A 21,244-nucleotide genomic window follows, 5' to 3' on the forward strand; every position below is an offset into this window, starting at 1 on the left:
TCCCCCTTACCATAGGCTCGTTTCCCCTAATCTGCGGCTCGCATAATTGGCGGAAAAGACGAAGATAAAGCTGATCACTCCCATAAACAAGTCAACGGCGGTACCGTAGCTGAAGTTCCCTTTCACAATCCCGGTTCGGTACACATAAGTCGATATGACATCCGCGGTTTCATAGGTTGCGGGATTGTACAGAAGAAACACTTTTTCAAATCCTATTTCCAGTATTTGTCCCGCATTCAAAACGAGAAGAATGACCATCGCCGGCGCAATTCCAGGCAAAGTGACGTGAAGCATCCGCTTCCACCGCCCCGCTCCGTCGATTTCGGCCGCCTCATACAGCTGGGGGTCGACCGTTGTCAGTGCGGCGAGATAGATGATCGAACCCCATCCGGCCTCCTGCCATATGCCCGAGGCTACATAAATCGTGCGAAACCATCCGGCTTCCATTAAAAAATTAATGGGCTGAAAGCCGAAAGCTTTGATCACATCGTTGATAAATCCTATAGTCGGAGAAAGAAACAGGGTAAGCATCCCGGCGACAACGACGACGGAAATAAAATGCGGAAGATAGCTTACCGTCTGTACGAAACGTTTGTAGATGGACCATCTGACTTCGTTCAACAGCAGCGCTAAAATGATTGGTGCCGGAAAACCGAACAGCAGTTTATAGGCACCGAGAAGAAAAGTGTTTCTAATGAGCTCGAACGCATCGGGGTTAGTAAAAAATTGGATATAATATTTCAACCCGACCCATTCGCTATCCCAAATGCCCTTAAACAAATTGTAATTTTTGAAGGAAATGACGATTCCGAACATCGGTACATATTTGAAGATGACGTAATAAATCAGAACGGGCGCCAGCAGAAGCAAGAAGTACTTATCCCGCATTACTTGTTTGATCATGATGGCCCGTGTCCTTTCCGTTTGGATACGGCGCGCTCGCTGCCCGGCCAATCGGCCAGAGAGGATAGCCGCCAAATTCCTCCTGGTTCTCCCAATGTGCGGTACAACGTTTCCGTCCAGCGAAACGTATCCGGCCTATTCCCTATAAAGACGATGTCGATGGGCCACAGGAGGCCTGCTGCTTGAGGCAAATCGAGGTGGCGCAAGCAATTGATGATTTCAAGCATCCCTTCGCGACCGTCGGCATCGGCTGCAACCTGGTGAGTGCCCGGCGGGTCGCGAACAATGACGGCGGACACACGGCCGTCCAACAAAGCCGCGTACAGGGCAACGACGGCCATCTCTCCTTGACCCGCTATGACGATGCGCTCCTCATCCACTTCCGGCATCGTTCTAACCGCTTCAATCCCGCGCAGTGCATCCCATACTCTCATAGAGGCAACGGTTCGTCCCATCAACGCCAAGGCTCTCCGTATGTGCCAATTCAGTTCGGAACCCCACGCCGTATCGCCGGTACCGCGGGTATCGAGTCTGACTTTCAGCCATTCCGATGTCAGCCCTTGCAACAGCTCCATACTTCGGATCCCTCGAACGTCCCCCGGCGGCCTTAAAGAAATCGCAGCCGGAGCCGGGGCTAGCGGGGCACCTGTCTCTCCCTTTATTTCCCCCCACAATCTCCATCCCGGCTCGGATTCGAAAGAAAACTGCCTGAGCCAAAAGCGATTCGTTTCAAGCTCTTGTTCCCAGACAAGTTCCACCGGAAGTTTCTGTTTGGGGAAAGCGGCGAAGCTTTCCTCCGAAAGCAGCTTGACCGCTCTCCTCCTTTCTTCCGCCAACTCAGCTTTGGAATTGATCTCGTTCAGACGGGCATGGGGAATAAACCAGTCTTGAACCGACGTCGATTCATCGTTCGCGGGAACGTTCCCGCGGAACACGAGCAGGTTGTCGTCGCTTTCCTTTATCCCGTCCACATCGGACATCTCTTCAGGCACCGCGTGCTCTTCCGTCAGGTGCGTGACAAACCAGGAAAAGATGGCTTTCCGCGATTCCGCGCTGTAGGAATGGGGACCGTGAAACTCCATAAACCCGGCATTGCGTTCATACCCCAAATGGGTGTAAAAAGCTTTCAGCCGCTCATAAACTTGCCTGACCGCATCAATCTTAAAGTGCATATCGCTGTCCGGAGATACGATCAATACCGGCCTGGGTGCGGCTATGGCATATGCCTCGATCAAAGACCAACCGTACGGATTGTTCGGGAAATTGCAATCGCAATGCGTATCCAACGTCCTTTCCCTCACATGGGAGGCGATCGTACCCGTGCCGCTAGATGTTGCCATCGCTTTCACGCGGTCATCCGCGCAAATGGTCCACCAGCTGATCGAACCGCCCCCCGAATGGCCGGTTACCCCCAGTCTGTCCGGATCGACTTCTTCCAATTTACTCAGCAGATCCAAGCCGCGTATGGCGTTCCAAACTTCCGGCGCGGCTGGCGTATATCCTTTGCTGATCCAATGAAACATCCCGTACGAGAACGTTCCATGGTGGATGCCGTGCACCTCTCCCAACTGAATCGTATCGAGCGCCAACGTCACGAAGCCAAGCTGGGCAAATTTTCGCGGATGGTCCTGATAATGAATTTTTTGTTTCGGCGCGTGGCCGCAAAGATACAATATGCCTGGGGCCGGACGGGACAGATTGCTCGGGATGTATAAATTTGCCGCTACATAAAGGCCCGGAACACTTTCAAAGTACAGGGCATGGATTTTGTGCGTTCCGCATTCGACCGTCCCCGTTATTGTTACGTTCAGCGGCGTCCTCGGCCGGTTCAAATAAACGTCGATGCCGAGCATCTGATGAAATTGCGCTTGTCTTTGCCGGCGCCATCGTTGAAAATCCGCTTCGGAAGCAAAGGAAGGAAGCGGTTTTTCCGTCATTTGCCGGGCGATTTGATTCAAATAATGTTTCATATGCATCGGTTCTTACCCCCGCGCCATTGTTACTTCTTCGCTTTTTGCCGGTCCCATCCAGTTTGATGGATAGCGATGATCTTTTGCACACCGAGCTTGTTGATCTCCTCGACGAATTTATCCCACTCGCTAAGGGGCCTGTCGCCCAATATAAATTTCGAGACGTTTTCTTCGTAATGCTTACGGATGTTGGTTTCCACGGTTTGAAACAGATCCAATTCATCGGGAGTAAAATTAGGCGTCAAAATTTGTACCGGGAAGGCGTATTTAGGCGCCTCATAGTAGACATACCGCTCTTTCTCGGCAATCATGGACAAGAACGATTTCGTGTCGAAGACGCCATAAGTTCCGGTCGTCATAATCCCGAGATTTTTCCGCAAATCCGTAAATTCCTTATATTCCGGTTTGAACTTCCTTTGTCCGCTTTCTACCGTATAGGTAACGCCTTCTTTCCCCCAGCTCAACAAATCGATTCCCTCTTTAGAGTATTGGAAGTCGATAAACTTCAAAGCGGCATCGAGATTTTTCGTTTTCGAGGAGACGGCCAGACCTCCTGTTTCAAAGTTGCCGTTCGGCAAATACGCTTTGCCGCCCGTTCCGGCGGGAGGAGCCATAAACTGCATGTTCGCTCCCTTCAATTGATTGTTGATAATTTCCATTTGCGCGATATATTGTACGGTGATAAACGATTTGTTCGTCGTTATAGCGTGGGTCCATGCTTTATAGTCCCATGAAAGCCAGTCCGGAGCGATCAACCCTTCTTTGTAAAACTTGTTGAGATACGTGATGAGGTCTTTGAAACTGTTTTCTATCGGCCCGTATTTTGCTTTTCCGGTTGCAGGATCAGGATAATAAGAGGGGTACGTACCGAAAGAAGGCGCAAGTACTTCCAAAGTCGTGAGCCCGTGCCGGAATGCGATCGGAAAGCTGTCAGGGTACAGCTTCTTTAGCTCTGTGGCGACTTGGTACAGATCGTCCCAGGTTTTCGGCTGCTGCAAATTGTGCTTTTTAAAAATGTCTTCGCGGTTGAACCAAATTCTCCAATTCGTAACTCCGGCACCCTCGTTGGTGATATAGTAAAGTTCTCCTCCGGGAGCCGTTATTCTCGCTTTTGTAGCGGGATTATCGGCGAAAAACTTTTGCACGTTCGGCATTTTGGCCAAATGCGGGGCAAGATTCGTAAGCGCTCCCTGTTGTCCGTATTTTAAATCGTCACCCTGATAAATATAGAGCAAATCCGGCAGGTCGCCCGAAGCGATAGTTAACGCGAGCGAATCTGCGGCATTGCCAGCCGGGATCTCCCCTTTAACGGCAATGTTCGTCTTTTCCTTCATCCAATTCCAGATCGCCCAGTCCGCTTTATATGGCCACGTTTGTTGGCTGGGCGTAAACATTCGCAACGTGACCGGCTTCTCCAAATAATGCGACGCGCCGGATGGTTCCTTTACGTCCCCCGATTGGCTATTTGCCGGTGTTGCATTCGGTTGGACCGGTTCATTCTTACTGCCGCTGCATCCTGCAAACGTAAAGAACGCGAGCGTAACGATCAGCAGCATGAATGAGAATCGCTTCATTCTTTCCATACATGTGCCCCTTTCCTCATTTTGTTCGTCTTGCGGAACGAACGGATTGGAAACTGCTCCTTACCGTGAATCATAAGGAGGGGACGCCTGGCGGTAAATAACCTCTTTTACGGATGCTTCACTTTTTCACTTCACCTGAAAAAACTACCAACAATCAATAAAAATCCCATCGGAAGTCCGTGTGCATATGAAGAGAAATCCGGATAACGGTTTGGGTGACAAATAGATGAGGAAAGCAGACGTTGGGGGTATTTGTACTTGAGGATGCAATGCAGTCCGCGAAGCAAAGAGGCGGATGGCAATGTGGAACCTTCTGCGTAAATGCCCTCGTCGGGCTATTCCTTTCAACAGGGCTTACGGTCATCGTACGATGCCAGCAGCTGTTTTTTGCGGAATTCGCTCGGAGTCAGTCCGGAAAATTTCTTAAACATGCGATTGAACGAATTGATATTCTGATAACCGACTTTCTTGGCCACATCCTGAATTTTGAAGCCCGGTTCGGCAAGCATGCGCTGAGCCTTCCTGACTCTTACCTCATTCACATAATCGACGAAATTCATGCCCGTCTTCTCCTTGAAGGAAGTGGATAAATAGCCGCCGCTAATATTTAATTTCTCGGCCAGTACATCCAAATAAATTTCCTCCGCGTAGTGATTTTCCACATAGTCGAAAACATAGGAAGTGATCGCGTCCTTGCTTTCCTTTTTTCCCTTGATAAGTTCCGATGCCTGGGTAACAATGCGCTCCAGGTACGATTCCAGTTCCAAAAACGTATAGCACCGTTCGATTTGTTCCGCCGGAGGAACGGGAGCGGACAACTGGTCAGTATCCACTTTTAGCGAAGCCAACGTACGCATCGCCTTGTCCGTGACAAGTCCGGCAAACCGCAGCGCCTGCACTGCGGAAACTTCTTTTTTGGTCATCCTCGCAAGCGTGTGCCGCACCAATCGAATAACGGCCGCAGCGTTTCCTTCCCGCAAATGAACGTCGAATTCCCGTTCCTCATCCGGCGAAAATCCTGCTTCCGCTCCGCTTCCCCTGCGTTGGCCGATGATTTGCGTCTCGTCGGTTAAACAGCGCTCCTGCAGCAGGTGCAACGTTTCTTCGTAAGCTTTGGTCAGCTCGGACGAATGCTTATATTGGGAACTGACCGTTATCGTTATAAACCCGAAGTTTTTGTCGCGGTCGAATATCGTCTTTAGCTGGTACAATACCTCCATGAGCTCCTGAACTTGTACGCGATCCAGAAAAACATAGCTGAGAATTTGCTTTTTCTCGATTTGAAACGTCAGCGTATCGCGAAAATGTTGCGACAGGTTGAAGTCGACGAACTCCCTGATATAGTAAGCCCAGTTGCTCTCGGTCTCCTGAGTTCGATCCGAACGGTCCCTGTAGGTGAGATCGAACAAAATAAAAACAAACGGCCGATTGGAGAAGAAATATTCCTTTGAATCGTGCAGTTGGCTGCGGATTTTCTTTAATCTGTCAATATAAGCGTAATTTTTCAACGAGGAATTTTTTTGATGCAAATGAAGGCCGATCATATCGAACTCTTTAATTTGACTGCGGACAGGCCCCGGTGCATTCAAATGTTGAATCGATTCAACCACTTTTTTCAAAGGATTGTTGACTCTCATCACAAAAAATACCGCCGTCCCCATACTGATCGCAATCGAAACGACCAGTAACGAGATGAGCGCGACACCCATCTTCATTTGCGAGGAAATGCTCTCCACCGGCACGATGTTCACATAGGTGAAGCCGGTAGAAGGACCCTTCATATAAAAATAATAATAGCCGTTTTGTACGATCAGGCTCTTACGGGAATCGGCAAAAACCGGAAGTTGTCCGAATCGGGTTACACTCGCATTGGCGAACAAGCTTTGTCCGCGGCCGTCCATAATCAGCAAATTTTCGTTGATGGAATTGTGAAATGCGTGAAGCATCTTGGAGGCGTCGAGCAGCGCGACGGTATAGGAATCGTTCTGCATGCCGGTTTTCAAGATTACCGGAAAGAGCACTCCTTTGGGAGCCGGCGCATTGGGGAAAGTCAGGTCGACAAACGATGAGGCCGGGTTGATCTTGAACGTATAAGACTCGTTAAATTGCTGGGTCCAAAATTGTTGCGTGTAATCATCGCTTTTATAAAAAGTCGAAAACATAACCTCCGCTGCAGCGCTAGTGCTTTTATCGATAATTTGCGAATCGCTTTTCATATGCAAGACGATATTATCGAGAAACAGCAGTTCGTTGGAAACGATCTTCTGAATTTCTTTTTGTACAGCCGGAAACTTGATGTACTTCGGATTTTTCAAGAACTGCTCGATATCGCTATTGAAAGTAAAAGCAAGCATTACCTTTTTGATTAATTCAAAATGCTTTTCGTAGCTTTCCATCGTATTTTTGAGGTTCAGGTTATTATACTTTACGATCTCCTCCCGGACGTTGTCCCTGGATACGGACATGGAAAAGAAATTGAAGGATACAAGAAGCACGATGATGCACAGAAATCCGGATATCAAGCGAATAAAAAACGAATTCGTCTTGTTTTTAACAAAAACAAGAGGTTGGAGCGCTTTCATCGATAAGCCTCCTCGATGCGATGCAATGGGTAATTCTGTAAAGGGTTATCTTGATCGTAGCATGTTTTGGGTGAAAACAAAATATGAGCTCCAGGTAAAAAACTCAGCTAGAATGCAAGCCCGCTCCAAGCCAGCAGCGGTGAAGCAGGCTTGCAAAGGAATCTTTGCGCGGCGCTCCTCGCAGGGCAAAGAAACAGTGTCAGGCCGCGAGCTTCGCTTTGCGGTATTGGAGCCGCAGCAAGCGCAGCCACTCGTACACCCGATCAAGATCGAGCGCCCGCAGCTCCTGCTCGCTGTACATCCGGTGCAGCACCGGCTTCAAATAACGGACGCCCTCCAGCTCGAAAGCGCGCCACGCCTTCCTCCGCTCGTCCTCGGCGACGTGCTCGAGCTCGGCTTGCAGCAGCGGTTCTACGTCGTATCCTTCCTCGTCCAGCGTTTCGATCCGCTGCACGAGTTCCCGCCTCGTCAGCCCAAGCTCCTGCGCCAGCGCCTCCAGCCCGCAGCCGCGCGCCACGCCCTCCAGCACCTTCCGCTTCAGCTCCTCCTGCGACTGCTCGGCGCGCAGCCGCAGCTGCCGCTGTTCGCGCAGCCACGCGTCGAATGCCGCCTCGCCGAGCGCCTCCGGCACCCAGTCAAGCGGAAATGCCGTGACGCGCTCGAATGACGCGGCAATGCCAGTCAGTTCGTCCGCGTACTGCTTCACCTTCTGCTCCCCGAGCCACGGAATTTGCGCCAGCTCCTCCACCGTTTGCGGCAGAAAGGCGGCAAGCAGCCGTAGCACCCGATTCGTCGCGATCAAATACGCAGCCTTGCCCTCTTTGTTCGCCTGGTCCCGCCGCCATTCGCGCAGCTTCTGAAACGCATCGGCGTTCGCATGCTTGTCGCTGTAGCATTGCAGCATGGCGTTGAACCGGCTTTTGCCGGTAAGCTCCGTGCGCCCTTCGATGATGGCTTCGACAAGCGGCGCATAGCCTTGCAGCCATTTTTGCTGAAGCCCTTGCCGGAACGACTGCAGCATCGCCTCCCACGACGTCCCTTCGAACCACCGCTCCTGCGCCGTCTTGCCGCCCTCCAGCCGCTCGTTCCAAACGACGCTCCAGACGCCGTGCTGCTCCCCGATCGTCACCTGCGCGTCGAGCGAAGCCCCTTCCGCCGTCTCCTTCTCGAAACTGCTCAAAAACACCAAATTCATCGTTCTTCCTCCCTGTCTTCGAAATTGGCTTCAAAAAACAAAAGCACCTCTCCTACGGCCTAAGCTCGTAAGAGAGGTGCTTCCCCTCTGCTTTTTGAATTATCCAGATAATACCACAAGGCGCAGGCGGGCGCAAGAGCGCAATTGTTTTTGCTGCGGGATATTTTACGATATAATCGGACTATGCATTTATCAACGGGAGGTCCATACATGACTGAATTTGAATATTTGTACGACTCTACGGAGCAGACGTCGACGCGCTTCGTATGCTTTTTCGGCGAGTCGATGCGGCGCTTCGATTTGGCGATCATGACGACGAACCGCTACTACGGCAAAAAAATGGTCATCGACCTTCAGTCCGGGCGAAGCGCCATAATCGGTCCCGACGATTTGAAGGAAGAAGCTATCTCGAATACGCCTACAAGCTGACGGAGGAAGAAGCGGCCGAGCTGCACGCGTTCCTTGAGCAAATTGTTGGCTCGATCAATTTTACGGATATTTGACGAGCGGCCGGGCACCATAACGAGGAAACGCTATCCAGCAAAGGAGGAGCTTCCCCGTGCAGAACGGCTTCAAAAAAGAATACCGGGACGAAGGCACCGACCTCGCTACGGTCGAATCGCAGCGCAACGATCTGATCCCGGAGGAATTTCCGGAAGGCCCATACGGCACGCCGCTCGAGGTGGAGTCGCTCGGCAAAAGCTCGCCGTGGCGGCGGGACCAGCGTTCGCCGGATCCGTACGGCTACGAGAACCGCGAGCTGCACGAAGGCATGCAGCGCAATTATCCCGGCGACCACGAAACGCACGACGAATCCATATAAGTTCAAATAACGGACCGGCTTGCAAAGGTTAACCGGCTCAAGCCATCTTTACGAGACGTGCGCGTTTCCCGGCGTTAAGCTGACTGCTAGACGTTAGGCACGTTGCTCGTCATTACAACTCCAGCTTAACGACTAGTAGCGGAATTCGGTCCAATTGCAGGCGCAGCTTAATACTTTCCGATGTCGCGAAAAAGCAGTGCATCCGCACTGCTTTTTTCTGTACAATAGGCAGTAGTGCAAAATTGAACCGATATGGGAGGTAATGGAGTTATGTTAAAAGGCTTACACGAGCGGGGCTCGGCAACGCCGGGCCGCTGGCCGATTTCATCCGCCTCGCGGCCGAATACGGCTTCGACGCCGTCGACGCAGGCGGAGGCGAGCTGAAGGAACTGGTCTCCGCCCATGGCGAACAAGGCGCCCGCGCCTGGCTGCAGGAAACGGGCCAAGGCAAGGTGCGGATCGGCTCGATCGGCCTGTCCGTCGAATGGCGCGGCGACGAAGCCAAGTTCCGCCAAGGCCTCGCCGGCTTGGCGGCGGAAGCGCAGGCGGCCGCAGCTCTCGGCTGCACGGCTTCGTGCACGTACATACTGCCTTCGACCGACTTGCCGGCGGCGCATTTCGCCGTGCTGGCCACGCGCCGGCTGCGCACTTGCGCGCAGGTGCTCGGGGCTTACGGCATCCGGCTTGGCCTGGAATTCGTCGGCCCGCACCATTTGCGCACGAGGTGGGCCAATCCGTTCCTGTGGACGCCGCAGGAGACGCTCGACTGGATCGACGCGATCGGCGAGCCGAACGTCGGGCTGCTGTACGACGCGTACCACTGGTACACGAACGAGCTGACGGCAGACGATATCCGCAAGCTGCGGCCGGAGCAAATTGTCCACGTGCACATCAACGACGCTCCCGACGTGCCGGTGGCGGAAGCGCTCGACAACGGGCGGCTGTACCCCAGCGAAGGCGTCATCGACCTGGCCGGGTTCCTGCGCGCGCTGCACGACATCGGCTATCAAGGCGTCGTCGCTCAGGAAATTTTGACGCAAGCGCCGCCTCAGGAGTCGCCGGAAGCGTTGGCGCAGCGCTCGCAAGCGGCGTTCGAGCGGGTGTACGCAGCGGCGGGCCTGTAACAGGCGCGCTAATCGGCAAAGGGCGGTCCCGGCGAGCGCTGTTGCCGCTGCGCAGCCAACCGGGAATGAGTGCGGTGAAGCCTTCCCGGCGCAATAAGCACAAGCGCAGCCTTTCCTTACCGATGATCCGGGAGAAAACCGGAATGCCTTCCTTGCGGTGCATCCTCGCCGGGGGAGGCTGGTTCCGGTACTCGGGGCGGATGGATAGCTCTGAATGTGGATATATAGCCCTGATTTCGCTAATAGCGACTTGACGGACGCTGATCCTCAATCAAAATAAACAGAACCGGTTTTCAGCGCCTCGAAGGTCGCTCCATGCGAAATTTCGTCGCTATACATGGAACAATCGGTCCTTACACCATCATTTCGTCATATCGTCGCTAAATAACGCCCCGCAAGACGATGCAGAGCGAACCGGTTCTTTATTTCCTGCCTGAGCCTGACAATGATGGCATGTCTTTTCACGGTTTGCCCCATCATTTCGGGTCGTCAAAAATGGCTCCTTCCCCAAGCACACCGCCGGGGAGGGAGCCATTTTCGCTCAGCCTAAATATTTATGGTACAAGCTGCGCGCTTCGGCGACGTCCTTCGTGCCGTGCACGAGCGCGCGCCCGTCGGCGAAAACGACGAGCCGGTGCGAACCGGCCGTGAACGAGACGAGGAACTCGTTCGCCTGCACGTCGGCGCCAAGGCGGCGCAAAGCGCGCGCCAGCTCCGCCAAGTCCCGCCGCACCGCACCGGCCGGAGGCCGCAGCTGCACCGTATCGCGGCCGCACAGCACCGCGGTCCTCGTTTGCTGCTCCGGCTGCAGATGCGGGTAGGTCGGGTGCTCGCCGCATGTCGGACAGCCGGGCCTTTTCATGCGCGAGACGTCGATAGCCGTATGCTGGTTCGACCACAAATCGAAGGAGATCAGCTTGCGGTTCAACGCCTCGCTGTCGCCGACGAGAAGCTTGAGCGCTGCGGCGCCTTGATAGGCGACAACCATCTGCACGACGGGCGCGATGACGCCGACGGTGTCGCAAGTCGCTCCGCCGAGCGGCACCGACTCCAACAGGCAGCTGAGGCAAGGCGTCTCGCCGGGAATGATCGTAAGCGTCGTGCCGTAGCTGCCGACACAGGCGCCGTACACCCACGGCAGGCGCTGCCGCACGGCAAAGTCGTTGAGCAGCAGCCGGGCGTCGAAATTGTCTGTGGCGTCAATCAGCACGTCGGCGCCCGAGGCAAGCTCTTCCAGCTCCGCAGGACCGACGTCGGCGACGACGCCACGCACGTCGACGTCCCCGTTCAAGCGCTGAAGCCGGCGTTGCGCGGCCGCCGCTTTCGGCAGCCTGTCCCGGGCATCGGCTTCCTCATACAGCTGCTGCCGCTGCAAGTTGCTCCACTCCACGTAATCCCTGTCGACGATCGTGAGCCGCCCTACCCCGGCGCGGACAAGCAGTTCCGCATTGCCGGTGCCGAGCGCTCCGGCGCCGAGCACGAACGCGTGCTTCCCGCGCAGCCGGCGCTGGCCCTCCGGCCCGATGCGCGCAAACAGCTCCTGTCTCGAATAGCGGTCGCTGCCTACGGCACTTCCGCCCGTCTGATCTTTCCCCGGCTCTCCCATTCCCAGCCCTCCCCTTCCTCTTGCGTCAAAAAAATGAACCAGCAGCCTTCTTCACTGCTTATCATGTTACAGGCGCAATGCGCCGATTGCAACCGGCCGCGAAACTTCGCAATATGGCTACACATCTGCGCAATTCACAGCAATCCGCCGGTGCTATACTTGGGACGAATGGAGCACATCTCGACCTAGGAGGAGGAGCATACAAATGAACTGGGAACAAGTATGGGAACGCGCCGTAGCGAAAGTGGCGCTCATGGCGGGCCGCATCGGCGAACGCTCGCCGCATGCGGCGAAGGACGGGCGGTACGACGACCGGGAGCACGACTGGTGGACGTCCGGCTTCTGGCCGGGCATGCTGTGGCTTATGTACGACCGCACGGGGGACGATAAATTCCACGCCGCCGCATGGAGCTGGGACGAGAAGCTGGAGCGATGCTTTCTCCGCGAAAACCGCCTGCACCATGACGTCGGCTTTCAATTTCTGCCTGCCGCAGTCGCCAAATATTTGTTGACCGGCGATGCCGACGGCAAGCGGCGCGGCCTCGCCGCAGCGAATTTTCTCGCCGGCCGCTACAATCCGGCGGGCCGCTTCATTCGCGCCTGGAACGGCGACATGATCGGCTGGGCGATCGTCGACTGCACGATGAATTTGTCCTTGCTGCTATGGGCCGCGGAGCAGTCCGGCGACCCGCGCTTCCGCCATGTCGCTCTAGCGCATGCGGATACCGTGCTGGAGCATTTCCTCCGCGCCGACGGCTCGGCCCGCCACATCGTCTGCTTCGATCCGGAAACCGGCGCTTACTCCGAAACGAGAGGCGGACAAGGCTACAGCCCGGATTCGGCCTGGAGCCGGGGGCAAGCGTGGGCGCTGCACGGCCTTGCGGTCGTCTACCGCTACAGCCGTCAAGACCGCTATTTGCAAGGAGCGAAACGGGTCGCCCACTATTTTCTTGCGGCCCTCGGGGGCGATGCCGTTCCGGCCTGGGACTTCCGCGCACCGAACCAAGGCCTTTCCGGCGAGCCGAAAGATACGTCCGCAGGTTCGATCGCCGCATCCGGATTGCTGGAGCTCGCGCAGCTCGTCGGTCCGGCGGAAGCAGGGCTGTACCGCGAAAGCGCGGAGCGCATCATGACAGCGCTCACCGAGCGCTACGCCTCTTTCGGGGACGACCGCGACAATATCCTCAGCGAAGGCACAGGCAACAAACCGAAGAATGAGAACGTGAACGTCGGGCTCATATACGGCGACTATTACTACGTCGAAGCGCTGGCCAAACTGTGCGGCTGGCAGAAGCGCTTTTTCTAACGGCGGCAAACGAAAATCAGGCGTTCCGGTCGACTCGGAACGCTGATTTTATTGCGGGAGAAAGCTATTTCATCTCGGCAATCGATACGTCAAAAAGCAGCAGCAGCCCGATAGTGATCAAGGCGGAGAGGACATAGGTCAACAGCGGCTTCACGAAATGAAGGCGAAGCATCGCAAAGAGAACAAAATCGAAAACTATCGACCATGTCAGGTTCCATCCGTTATGATACGAAAATTGCCCGACCTTGAACGATACCCATTCGAGGAACGTCCACAGGAGCGCCCAGAAGCATATCCATAGAATCCGCTTGATTCGCCCGGCCGGGTATTTGCCCAAAAAAACGAGCGTTACGCTTGGATAAGCGACAAACATGGCAATCAGGCTCATCATCGTATGATTCGGATAAACGAGCGTCGGTTCGTATTCCCACAAAGGATGGTTGTAGGTCAAAAAATTGTACAGCAAATCGCATGAAATAAAATATAAAATGGTCGATTGATACTTCGTCCAGTTGCGCCAATCGCCCCAGCGCCACGCCAAAAATATGTCCATCAAACACATCGCAACGTTGAACATCGCATCATCCGCCGTCAGGTCCAAAATTTTCTTGTATATTGTGACCTCCGGCCAAAAATATATGCGGGATGTCCGTACCGATTTTGCAGTGCGCCCGCTTTTGCGCGCCGGCTAGCCGATACGCGCCAGCAGCCCGCTCGCTTCCTTCATCAGGGACTCGAACTCGAGCTCCAAAAATTTGCTGCGCAGCACTGCCTCATCCGGCTCCCAGCGGCACCCGTCGAGCTCGCAGTCGAGAGGCACGTCGCAGCGGATCGTCGCCAGGTCGCGGCACAGGTGCAGCATATCGAGATCGGCTTCGATTTTTTTGCGGACGGAACCGCTCAGGCTGTCCAGATTGCCGATGATGCCGTCGATCGAATCGTGCTCGAGGAGCAGCTTCACTGCCGTTTTCTCGCCGATCCCCTTAACGCCCGGATAATTGTCGCTCGCATCGCCCGTCAGTCCTTTTAAATCGACGATTTGCTCCGGGCGAAGCTGTTTTTCCTCAAGCAAAGTCTCGGGATCGTACACAGCGTATTGGCCGAAGCCTTTCTTCAGCAGCACAACCCGCGTCCGCGGGCCGACAAGCTGCAGCAAGTCGTGGTCGCCGCTGACGATATACACTTCCCTGTCGTCTGCGAACCGCTTCGCCAGCGTGCCGATGCAGTCGTCGGCCTCGTAGCCGCGCAGCTCGACGTTCGGGATGCCCAGCCCGTCGGTTACGTGCCGAACGAGTCCGAACTGCGGCAGCAAGTCGTCCGGAGCCTCGGGACGGTTGCCCTTGTAAGCCGGGTAAAGTTCGGTCCGAAACGGCTTGACCGGCGTGTCCCAGCAACAGACGACGTAGCCCGGCTTGAATTTGCGGATCGCGTCAAGCAAATAGCGGGTAAAGCCGTATACGGCGTTAGTCGGCACGCCTGCGCTCGTTCTTCTTATGTACCCTCCGTAGGCGCTGGCAAAATATCCCCGGAACAGCAGCGCCATTCCGTCCACAATCAAAACCGATTCGGTCATCTTCTTCTCTCCTAAACACATGTAATGCCTCGAACGGACGAATCCTCGCAGCTCCTATATCATTTAGACGCCGCACCGCGAAAATCCTGCCGCCGCCGGACGAATGGCTCCAAGTGGGATGAATTCCCACCGGGCAGGGCATGCTACCGGAATGAATTCGCAAGGAGGGCAGCACGCAACCATGACAAGCTTGTTTCGTTCCGGCGCAGCCATTGCGACTGTTTTTACGGCAGTTTTGGCATTGGCCTTGCCCGCAGCCAGTCCGCACGCCTCCGCCGCCGCGGAGGGCATCGCCCCAGGCAAAAAAGGCCGCGCCTATTTCGAGAACCGCGGCGACATCGTCTGGGAAGTGGCGTCGACGCGCGAGAAGCTCATTTGCCTTACGTTCGACGACGGTCCTGATCCCGAGCAGACGCCGGCCATCCTCGATCTATTGAAGCGCTACGGCGCCAAAGGCACGTTTTTCGTCACGGGGGTGCAGGCGTTGCGCCATCCCGAGCTGATCCGCCGCGAGGTGCAGGAAGGCCACGAGCTCGGCAATCATACGTACCATCACCGCATGTTCCGGCATCCTACCGCCGAGTCGGTGCGCGGCGAGCTGGAAGATGCCGAACGCGCCATCGCTCAGGCCGGCGGCGTCCGCAGCCGGCTGTTTCGGCCGCCGGGCGGCTATTACGACCAGACGATCGTAGACGCCGCGCGGGAAGCGGGCTACCAGGTCGTCATGTGGTCGTGGCATCAGGATACGCGCGACTGGTCGCGGCCCGGCGTGGAGCGCATCGCCCGCAAAGTGCTGGACAACGCCAGGCCCGGCGACATCGTGCTGTTCCACGACCGCGTGGAACATACCCAGACGATCGCCGCGCTTGAGCGCATACTGCCCGAGCTGCGGCAGCGCGACTTCCAGTTCGTGACCGTATCCGAGCTGCTGCGCTCCGCACCGACCGGTGGCCCCGCCGAGCAATAGCGGCAATCCCGAAAACGCCCCGAGCGATAGTCCGATTCGGATTGTCCGCCGGGGTCGTTTTGCATGTTTACAAAAATTTATGTTGCCATATACTCAAATTTGAGTACAATCAGAAGTGCATCATTTTTTTCCATTTCCACATAGAGAAGGAGAGAAACCAGAAGTGGATCATCGCAAATCAAACACGCGCTGGACGGTGCTGGCGCTGCTGCTCAGCATTTTCATGGCTTCACTCGACCAGACGATCGTCTCCACGGCGATGCCGACTATCGTCAAGGAGCTGGGCGGACTCGACAAGTTCGTCTGGGTATTTTCCGCTTACATGATCGCAACCGTCGTGTTCACGCCGATATTCGGCAAGCTGTCCGACATGTTCGGGCGCAAACTGTTTTTCGCGTTAGGGCTCATCCTGTTCATGGTCGGCTCGGCGCTGTGCGCCACCGCCGGCACCATGACGCAGCTGATCGTGTACCGCGCCCTGCAAGGCATCGGCGGCGGCGCCCTGATGCCGATCGCCTTCACGATCATTTTCGACATTTTCCCGCCGGAGCAGCGCGGCAAAATGAACGGCCTGTTCGGCGCGGTATTCGGCTTGTCCAGCGTATTCGGCCCGAGCATCGGCGGATACTTCACCGATTATCTGAACTGGAAGTGGGTATTCCTGATCAATTTGCCGATCGGGGTCGTCGCTACGGCGCTGCTGCTGGCGTTTTACCACGAGGCGAAGCAGCACCGCAAGCAGAAGGTTGACTACGCCGGTGCCGTAACGCTGGCCGCCGCCGTCCTGAGCCTTATGTTCGCGCTCGAGCTCGGAGGTAAAAATTACGCCTGGGGCTCCTGGCAGATTTTGTCGCTGTTCGCCGCCGCCGTCGTCACGATGGCGCTGTTCCTGTTCATAGAAGCGAAGGTCGCCTCCGATCCGATCGTGAAGCTGTCGCTGTTCCGGGGCCGGCTGTTCACCACGAGCCAGACCATCAGCTTCCTGTACGGCGCCGTCATGATCGCCGGGGCGTCGTACATTCCGCTCTTTATTCAGGGCGTGAAAAGCGGCTCCGCCAGCACGGCCGGAACGATCATGACGCCGATGATGCTCGGCGTCGTGTTCAGCTCCGTCTTCGGCGGCCGCTTCGTAGCCAAGTTCAATTACCGCACGATTATGCTCGCCTCCTGCATTATTTCGATTGCAGGGGTGTACCTGCTCGGCACGATGAGCGCGGACACGCCGAGCCTCGCCATCACCGCCTATATGGTCGTCGTCGGCCTCGGCCTGGGCGTCTCGTTCCCGGTGCTCAACATGTCCGCGCTGCACGGCGTGCAGCCGCAATATAAAGGGGCGGTCACGTCGCTTGTCGTATTTTTCCGGACGATCGGCTCGGCGCTCGGCGTCACCGTCTTCGGCGTGCTGCAAACGAGCGGCTTCCACAGCCGCATTCCGGCGCAATTCGCAGAGCGCATCGGCGATGGCCGGGGCTTGCTGCAGCCCGAGGTGCAGGCGCAAATTCCGGCCCCGGCGCTCAAGCAGATGCTCGCCGCGCTCGGCGATTCGATCATCGTCGTCTTCCGGTGGGAGCTGCTGCTGCCGGTGGCCGCCCTTCTCGTCGCCCTGCTGATGGGCAAAGCCGGTCTGCGCGAAACGCGTCAAGATCAGCCCGGCGCCGCCGGACCCGGACAAAAGCAAGGCGAACGGCCTGCGTTCCAACCGGAGTAGGTGGCCGGCATGTCGCTCAAGCTGCTCATCCTCGGCCTGCTCATGGAGCGGGAGATGCATCCTTACGAAATTAGACAACTGGTGAAAGAGCGGCGTCTGCTCGATTTTATCAAGGTGCGGGACGGCTCGCTGTACTATGCGGTCGATCAGTTGAAAAAAGACGGCTGCATCGACGTCGTCGGCGTCGTCAAGGAATCGAACCGGCCGGACCGGACGATCTACCGCATTACGGAGCAAGGCCGCAAGCTGTTCCAAGAGCTGCTTATGCAGCAATTCGCCCAAAACAAAGTGATCGAACACCCGTTGTACAGCGCCCTGCCGTTCGCTCGCTACGGCGACCAGGCCCGGCTCGCCGAGCTGATCGAGCGCAAGCTGGAGCGGGCCGAAGAGCAGACCGCGCGGATGCGTACCGTCTATGATGAGCACGTCGGCACCGTGCCAAAATCGGTGCTCCATTTGATGGCCGGCTGCTACATGCACGCCAAGACCGAAGCCCGCTGGCTGCGCCGCCTACTGCGCGACGCGAAGGAAGGCCGGCTCGGCGTCAAAGGGGAATCGTGGGATTTGGATGCGGACGATGAATAACGCTTAAGCAAAATGCCTCTGTCACAGCGGTCGCCGCAGTGACAGAGGCATTTTGCATAGGCATTCGGTTAGGCGGTCGGTGCAATCTCTTCGGCTGCGTCCGTGCCTTCCATGAAAAATTGCACGAGCTTGGCGTGCTTGCGCAGCGATTTCTCGTGAATGAGGTTCAGCTTGCCGTTGTCGAGCTTGCCGAAAATGTAGACGAGCTCCTCGTTATCGTGCGACCAATCGAAGCCGTCAAGAATGCGCAGGCATTCCGTCCAGCCTTCGTTGTACTCGCCGTCCTTGAACAGAAACCGGCTGGCGTACAGCGCGATGCTCTCCTGCATAACCCGGCTCGACGACGAAAATTGCGGCAGCCCCGGCTGCTCCGGCATCATCGGCAGCAGCGTATTGAAGAACTGGTGCAAAATTTCCACGTACATCGGAATGTCCTGGCGCATTTTGCGCTGCAGCTCGTAAGACATTTGCAGACGGCCGGAGAACAGCATAACGGCAGTGGAATATAGCCAGCTGAGGCAGGTGAAATTTTTGTTGAACGCCGTTAACGTATTGCGCCGTTCCACGCCTACCCCGCGCAGCAGCACGTTGTGATCGACGACTTGCTGAATGACGAGGTTGAGCGGGTCGACGGAATCGAACGAGTGGCCGAGCTCCTTGGACACAAGCTGTACCTTCGAATTGATGTCGCCGAACAGCTGGCGCTCTTCCTCCTCGGTAAGGCCGATGTAAATTTGCACGGCCAGCTGCGTTTCCATCAAGTCGAGGCGGCGCGACTCGAGCTGGCGCACCGTTCCTTCGACTTGCTCCAGCTCTTCGCGCAGCTCCGGAGTGTCGCCCTCCTTGCGCAGCCGCAGCTTCAGCATGACGGCTTGGCGTTCGTGGCGGCGCACTTCCTTGACGAGCTGCTCGCCGACGTAGCCGAGAGCGAGAATGCGGTGCTGGCCGTCCAGTATGCTCAGCTTCGAGCCATGCCTGAGGTAAAGGTCGCCCTCTGACTTGGCTAGCGCGCTCACATCGCGCAGCGACAACGTGACCGGACCGAAAAATACTTGGTCGAGCTCGCGCTCCTGCAAGTAGTTGGCGATTTTACGGCGCTGCATCGGACTGAGCTTGCGCTGCACCATCGGATCGATGGCCGTATAGTTGAGCAGATCCTGTACCCGCATAGCGATAGTCGCTAGGCCGAACTTGTCACAAAACGGTTGAATCGACATTCGTAACCGCAAGCCCTCCATCTAGCCCACCTCCTCGTTCAAGCCGCCGCCGAAGGACGGTTTTTCCGCCTGAAGGAACAGGTCGGTGTCGCGAATGAGCAGCGCGTGCTTCTCGTCGTAGAAGCTTTTGACAAACTGAAACGCCTTCATAATGCGCGAGCGGCGCGGCAGCCGGTCTTTTTCTTCGCCCTGGTAAATGTCGTTCCAAGGAATATGCGGCAAAATGCGCATCGAATAATCGAGCGCGTACTTGTTGAACGTGCCCGTCTTGACCGCCTCGCCGTGGAAAAACAGCGCGAGCGCGATCTGCACGTTCTCCGACCAGCACAGCTCGCCTTTCGCCGGTGCCGGCAACTGGTCGAGCAGGCGCGAAACGTACAGCTCGGCGAGCCCGACGTGCTCGGCGACCTCTCTCTCGGCAAATTGGTAGCCGTTGTTGCGGGCGCCCGCTTTCAGCCGGCCTTCGAACAGCGAGATCAAAATTTCCACCAGCAGGTGGTACGTGAACAGGCAGTCCGGCGCCTTGCCGCGCTCCGAGAACATGTCGACCGAGATGCGGCTCATGATCGGCGATTCGGCCAGCTTGGAAGCCATCACGTGATAGAACCGGCGCTGGTCGCGCAGCACGGCCAGGTTGCCGCCGATTTTGCGCGGCAGCTTGTTGATGTCGGAAAACAGCTGGCGCTCTTGCCGGGCGTTAATATCGAGATAAATCATCACCGAGATCGGGAACGAGTAGAGCCGGCTCATCTTCTCGGCGATTTCTTCCATTTTGTCGTATTCGCGCCGGTCTTTGGCGCGCGCCATCTGGCTTTGCAGCGTTTCCATAATGCGCTGGAAAGCGGCCAGTCGATGCTGTCCGTCGACGACGTACAGCTTCTCGATCGGCTTCAGCCGCAGCGCCTGCGAGCGCTCGTCGTACATGCCCGCGCCCCGCGCCGAGAAAATGATCCCGGGGAAGTAAATCGGCTGCCGGTTGTCCAAGTACAGGTTGATGTAATCGATCAACTTGGACAAATTGCGGGGAATGATGTTGCGCTGCACTTCGAGGTCGACCTCGTACACCGAGAACAGCTTGCTCATCGGCAGTGTCGCGGCCAGTGTCGCTTGGCCGAACGTAGAGCCCAGCGCTCCGGGAATTTCCACGTAGGACGAGGGCCTTTGATCGGACAGCAACTCGGATAAGGATGTAATCGAATCCATAACAAGCTCCTTTCTTGACTGTCGCATTATCGGTTGTTGAACGGCTATTTTGAAGCAGCTATTGCCATCTTTTTCCGGGCGCGCCGCATTATGTGCTAGTATGGACAAAACCGCGCCGTTTGAAACGTGCGGATGCAGGATCTGGGAAGCGGCCGGCCAGAAAAAAAGCCATCCTTACTTTAGGATGGCGGAAACTTGAAAAGCTGTCAAGGATAAACGCTTACATCGCCCTTTTGGACGAGAGCATTTATCGATGCAGCGAAACTGCTTATTCGTTTGCGCCTAAAAACAAGTTTTCCACTTCTTCCGCGGTCTCTTTCGGCATCCTCGTCTTCAAATAACCGATCACGGCTTCTACGGCCAATTCGGCTTGAGGCTCGGTAATGCCGGCTTCCTCGGCCACCTGCTTCGCCACGATATGCTTCATCGTTCTTCCCTCCGTCTGTCGCTGGTTGTACTTCCCCGCTGTAGTATGGAATAAAGGCACATTCGTTATTCCGGAAAGGCGGAGGGAGAGCCGAGTTGTTAACGTGAAGGAGAAAGTGGCCGCAAAGGGGATACTGCGCCGGCATTAGCGGCAGATTGGCGGCCATTGCTGTTGCCGCTGCTGCTATTGCTGTTAGCGTTGCTGTTGGCAGTTGCTGTTGCTGCTGTTGCTGCTGTTGCTGCTGTTGCGTTGCTGTTGGCAGTTGCTGTTGGCAGTTGCTGTTGGCAGTTGCTGTTGGCAGTTGCAGTTGGCAGCTATTGCTATTGCTGTTGCTGTTGCTGTTGCTGTTGCTGTTGGCGTTGCTGTTGGCGTTGCGCAAGTCCTTGGAGGAAGTGCAGGAGAAGCTCGAAGAGCTCGGCCTCGGCCTTCGTACGGAAGACTAACGCTAAACAGAAGGAGGTTTGTAGCGACA

Annotated in this window: 17 protein-coding genes and 1 pseudogene; 7 read left to right on the top strand and 11 right to left on the bottom strand. The window is 56.0% G+C overall.

Annotated features, from left to right (window positions below):
- Window positions 1-6: 6 nt before the first annotated feature.
- The 5 genes from SD70_RS04685 to SD70_RS04705 form a co-directional block, all read right to left on the bottom strand.
- Window positions 7-903 carry an ABC transporter permease gene (locus SD70_RS04685; RefSeq protein WP_041046103.1) on the bottom strand — a complete coding sequence of 299 codons (897 nt, stop codon included), beginning with the start codon at window positions 901-903 and terminating at the stop codon, window positions 7-9.
- Complete coding sequence (locus SD70_RS04690) at window positions 900-2,879, bottom strand: acetylxylan esterase (RefSeq protein ID WP_041046105.1); 1,980 nt, start codon at window positions 2,877-2,879, stop codon at window positions 900-902. Before SD70_RS04690 ends, SD70_RS04685 begins: the two co-directional genes overlap by 4 nt.
- 23 nt (window positions 2,880-2,902) lie before the next feature.
- Complete coding sequence (locus tag SD70_RS04695; protein ID WP_052487050.1) at window positions 2,903-4,456, bottom strand: extracellular solute-binding protein; 1,554 nt, start codon at window positions 4,454-4,456, stop codon at window positions 2,903-2,905.
- 344 nt (window positions 4,457-4,800) lie between these two features.
- Window positions 4,801-7,038: a helix-turn-helix domain-containing protein gene (locus SD70_RS04700; protein ID WP_041046107.1), complete on the bottom strand. Its 2,238-nt coding sequence runs from the start codon at window positions 7,036-7,038 to the stop codon at window positions 4,801-4,803.
- A gap of 199 nt (window positions 7,039-7,237) precedes the next feature.
- The gene (locus SD70_RS04705) at window positions 7,238-8,233 is read right to left on the bottom strand and encodes an HRDC domain-containing protein (protein ID WP_041046109.1); all 996 of its coding nucleotides are present in this window, start codon (window positions 8,231-8,233) and stop codon (window positions 7,238-7,240) included.
- A gap of 210 nt (window positions 8,234-8,443) precedes the next feature.
- On the opposite strand from SD70_RS04705, the pseudogene SD70_RS04710 reads away from it, so the two are divergent.
- The 3 genes and pseudogenes from SD70_RS04710 to SD70_RS04720 all read left to right on the top strand — a co-directional run bounded on the left by SD70_RS04710 (window position 8,444) and on the right by SD70_RS04720 (window position 10,180).
- Window positions 8,444-8,736 (top strand): annotated as a pseudogene (locus SD70_RS04710) (DUF3055 domain-containing protein).
- A 56-nt stretch (window positions 8,737-8,792) separates the two neighbouring features.
- Window positions 8,793-9,056, top strand: a complete 264-nt coding sequence (locus SD70_RS04715) for a hypothetical protein (RefSeq protein WP_052487051.1) — start codon at window positions 8,793-8,795, stop codon at window positions 9,054-9,056.
- Between the two features lie 314 nt (window positions 9,057-9,370).
- Window positions 9,371-10,180: a sugar phosphate isomerase/epimerase family protein gene (locus SD70_RS04720; RefSeq protein WP_052487052.1), complete on the top strand. Its 810-nt coding sequence runs from the start codon at window positions 9,371-9,373 to the stop codon at window positions 10,178-10,180.
- Between the two features lie 541 nt (window positions 10,181-10,721).
- On the opposite strand, the gene SD70_RS04725 is transcribed toward SD70_RS04720, so the two are convergent.
- Window positions 10,722-11,786: a ThiF family adenylyltransferase gene (locus SD70_RS04725; RefSeq protein ID WP_052487053.1), complete on the bottom strand. Its 1,065-nt coding sequence runs from the start codon at window positions 11,784-11,786 to the stop codon at window positions 10,722-10,724.
- Between the two features lie 205 nt (window positions 11,787-11,991).
- On the opposite strand from SD70_RS04725, the gene SD70_RS04730 reads away from it, so the two are divergent.
- Window positions 11,992-13,092: a glycoside hydrolase family 88 protein gene (locus SD70_RS04730; protein ID WP_052487054.1), complete on the top strand. Its 1,101-nt coding sequence runs from the start codon at window positions 11,992-11,994 to the stop codon at window positions 13,090-13,092.
- Between the two features lie 64 nt (window positions 13,093-13,156).
- Here the strand turns inward: SD70_RS04730 and SD70_RS04735 are convergent, their stop codons facing one another.
- Entirely contained in the window at window positions 13,157-13,669 is a 513-nt protein-coding gene (locus tag SD70_RS04735) for a CBO0543 family protein (protein ID WP_041046154.1), read from the bottom strand.
- Window positions 13,670-13,780: 111 nt separating this feature from the next.
- On the bottom strand, window positions 13,781-14,665 hold the full coding sequence (locus SD70_RS04740; protein ID WP_041046115.1) for a 5'-3' exonuclease: 885 nt from the start codon (window positions 14,663-14,665) through the stop codon (window positions 13,781-13,783).
- Between the two features lie 181 nt (window positions 14,666-14,846).
- On the opposite strand from SD70_RS04740, the gene SD70_RS04745 reads away from it, so the two are divergent.
- The 3 genes from SD70_RS04745 (at window position 14,847) to SD70_RS04755 (ending at window position 17,925) form a co-directional block, all read left to right on the top strand.
- Window positions 14,847-15,632 (top strand): polysaccharide deacetylase family protein, encoded by a 786-nt coding sequence (locus SD70_RS04745; protein WP_052487056.1) that lies wholly within the window; start codon window positions 14,847-14,849, stop codon window positions 15,630-15,632.
- A gap of 163 nt (window positions 15,633-15,795) precedes the next feature.
- Window positions 15,796-17,340, top strand: coding sequence for an MDR family MFS transporter (locus SD70_RS04750; protein WP_041046116.1), 1,545 nt, complete (start codon window positions 15,796-15,798; stop codon window positions 17,338-17,340).
- A 9-nt stretch (window positions 17,341-17,349) separates the two neighbouring features.
- The gene (locus SD70_RS04755; RefSeq protein WP_041046158.1) at window positions 17,350-17,925 is read left to right on the top strand and encodes a PadR family transcriptional regulator; all 576 of its coding nucleotides are present in this window, start codon (window positions 17,350-17,352) and stop codon (window positions 17,923-17,925) included.
- A gap of 68 nt (window positions 17,926-17,993) precedes the next feature.
- Here SD70_RS04755 and SD70_RS04760 read toward each other — a convergent pair whose 3' ends face one another.
- From SD70_RS04760 to SD70_RS36780, 3 genes are all read right to left on the bottom strand, one after another.
- Entirely contained in the window at window positions 17,994-19,163 is a 1,170-nt protein-coding gene (locus SD70_RS04760) for a DNA sulfur modification protein DndB (protein WP_041046118.1), read from the bottom strand.
- The gene (locus SD70_RS04765; RefSeq protein WP_052487057.1) at window positions 19,164-20,345 is read right to left on the bottom strand and encodes a DNA sulfur modification protein DndB; all 1,182 of its coding nucleotides are present in this window, start codon (window positions 20,343-20,345) and stop codon (window positions 19,164-19,166) included.
- Between the two features lie 268 nt (window positions 20,346-20,613).
- Window positions 20,614-20,772: a hypothetical protein gene (locus SD70_RS36780; protein WP_197080942.1), complete on the bottom strand. Its 159-nt coding sequence runs from the start codon at window positions 20,770-20,772 to the stop codon at window positions 20,614-20,616.
- Between the last annotated feature and the right edge of the window lie 472 nt (window positions 20,773-21,244).

Origin of the sequence: Gordoniibacillus kamchatkensis, from assembly GCF_000829455.1 — a bacterium.
GTDB classification, from domain to species: Bacteria; Bacillota; Bacilli; order Paenibacillales; family NBRC-103111; genus Gordoniibacillus; species Gordoniibacillus kamchatkensis.

Coding starts and splice junctions, on each gene's coding strand:
- SD70_RS04685 (WP_041046103.1), bottom strand. CDS start 903: ATGATCAAACAAGTAATGCGGGATAAGTACTTCTTGCTTCTGCTGGCG.
- SD70_RS04690 (WP_041046105.1), bottom strand. CDS start 2,879: ATGCATATGAAACATTATTTGAATCAAATCGCCCGGCAAATGACGGAA.
- SD70_RS04695 (WP_052487050.1), bottom strand. CDS start 4,456: ATGGAAAGAATGAAGCGATTCTCATTCATGCTGCTGATCGTTACGCTC.
- SD70_RS04700 (WP_041046107.1), bottom strand. CDS start 7,038: ATGAAAGCGCTCCAACCTCTTGTTTTTGTTAAAAACAAGACGAATTCG.
- SD70_RS04705 (WP_041046109.1), bottom strand. CDS start 8,233: ATGAATTTGGTGTTTTTGAGCAGTTTCGAGAAGGAGACGGCGGAAGGG.
- SD70_RS04725 (WP_052487053.1), bottom strand. CDS start 11,786: ATGGGAGAGCCGGGGAAAGATCAGACGGGCGGAAGTGCCGTAGGCAGC.
- SD70_RS04730 (WP_052487054.1), top strand. CDS start 11,992: ATGAACTGGGAACAAGTATGGGAACGCGCCGTAGCGAAAGTGGCGCTC.
- SD70_RS04735 (WP_041046154.1), bottom strand. CDS start 13,669: ATGTTCAACGTTGCGATGTGTTTGATGGACATATTTTTGGCGTGGCGC.
- SD70_RS04740 (WP_041046115.1), bottom strand. CDS start 14,665: ATGACCGAATCGGTTTTGATTGTGGACGGAATGGCGCTGCTGTTCCGG.
- SD70_RS04745 (WP_052487056.1), top strand. CDS start 14,847: ATGACAAGCTTGTTTCGTTCCGGCGCAGCCATTGCGACTGTTTTTACG.
- SD70_RS04755 (WP_041046158.1), top strand. CDS start 17,350: ATGTCGCTCAAGCTGCTCATCCTCGGCCTGCTCATGGAGCGGGAGATG.
- SD70_RS04760 (WP_041046118.1), bottom strand. CDS start 19,163: ATGGAGGGCTTGCGGTTACGAATGTCGATTCAACCGTTTTGTGACAAG.
- SD70_RS04765 (WP_052487057.1), bottom strand. CDS start 20,345: ATGGATTCGATTACATCCTTATCCGAGTTGCTGTCCGATCAAAGGCCC.
- SD70_RS36780 (WP_197080942.1), bottom strand. CDS start 20,772: ATGAAGCATATCGTGGCGAAGCAGGTGGCCGAGGAAGCCGGCATTACC.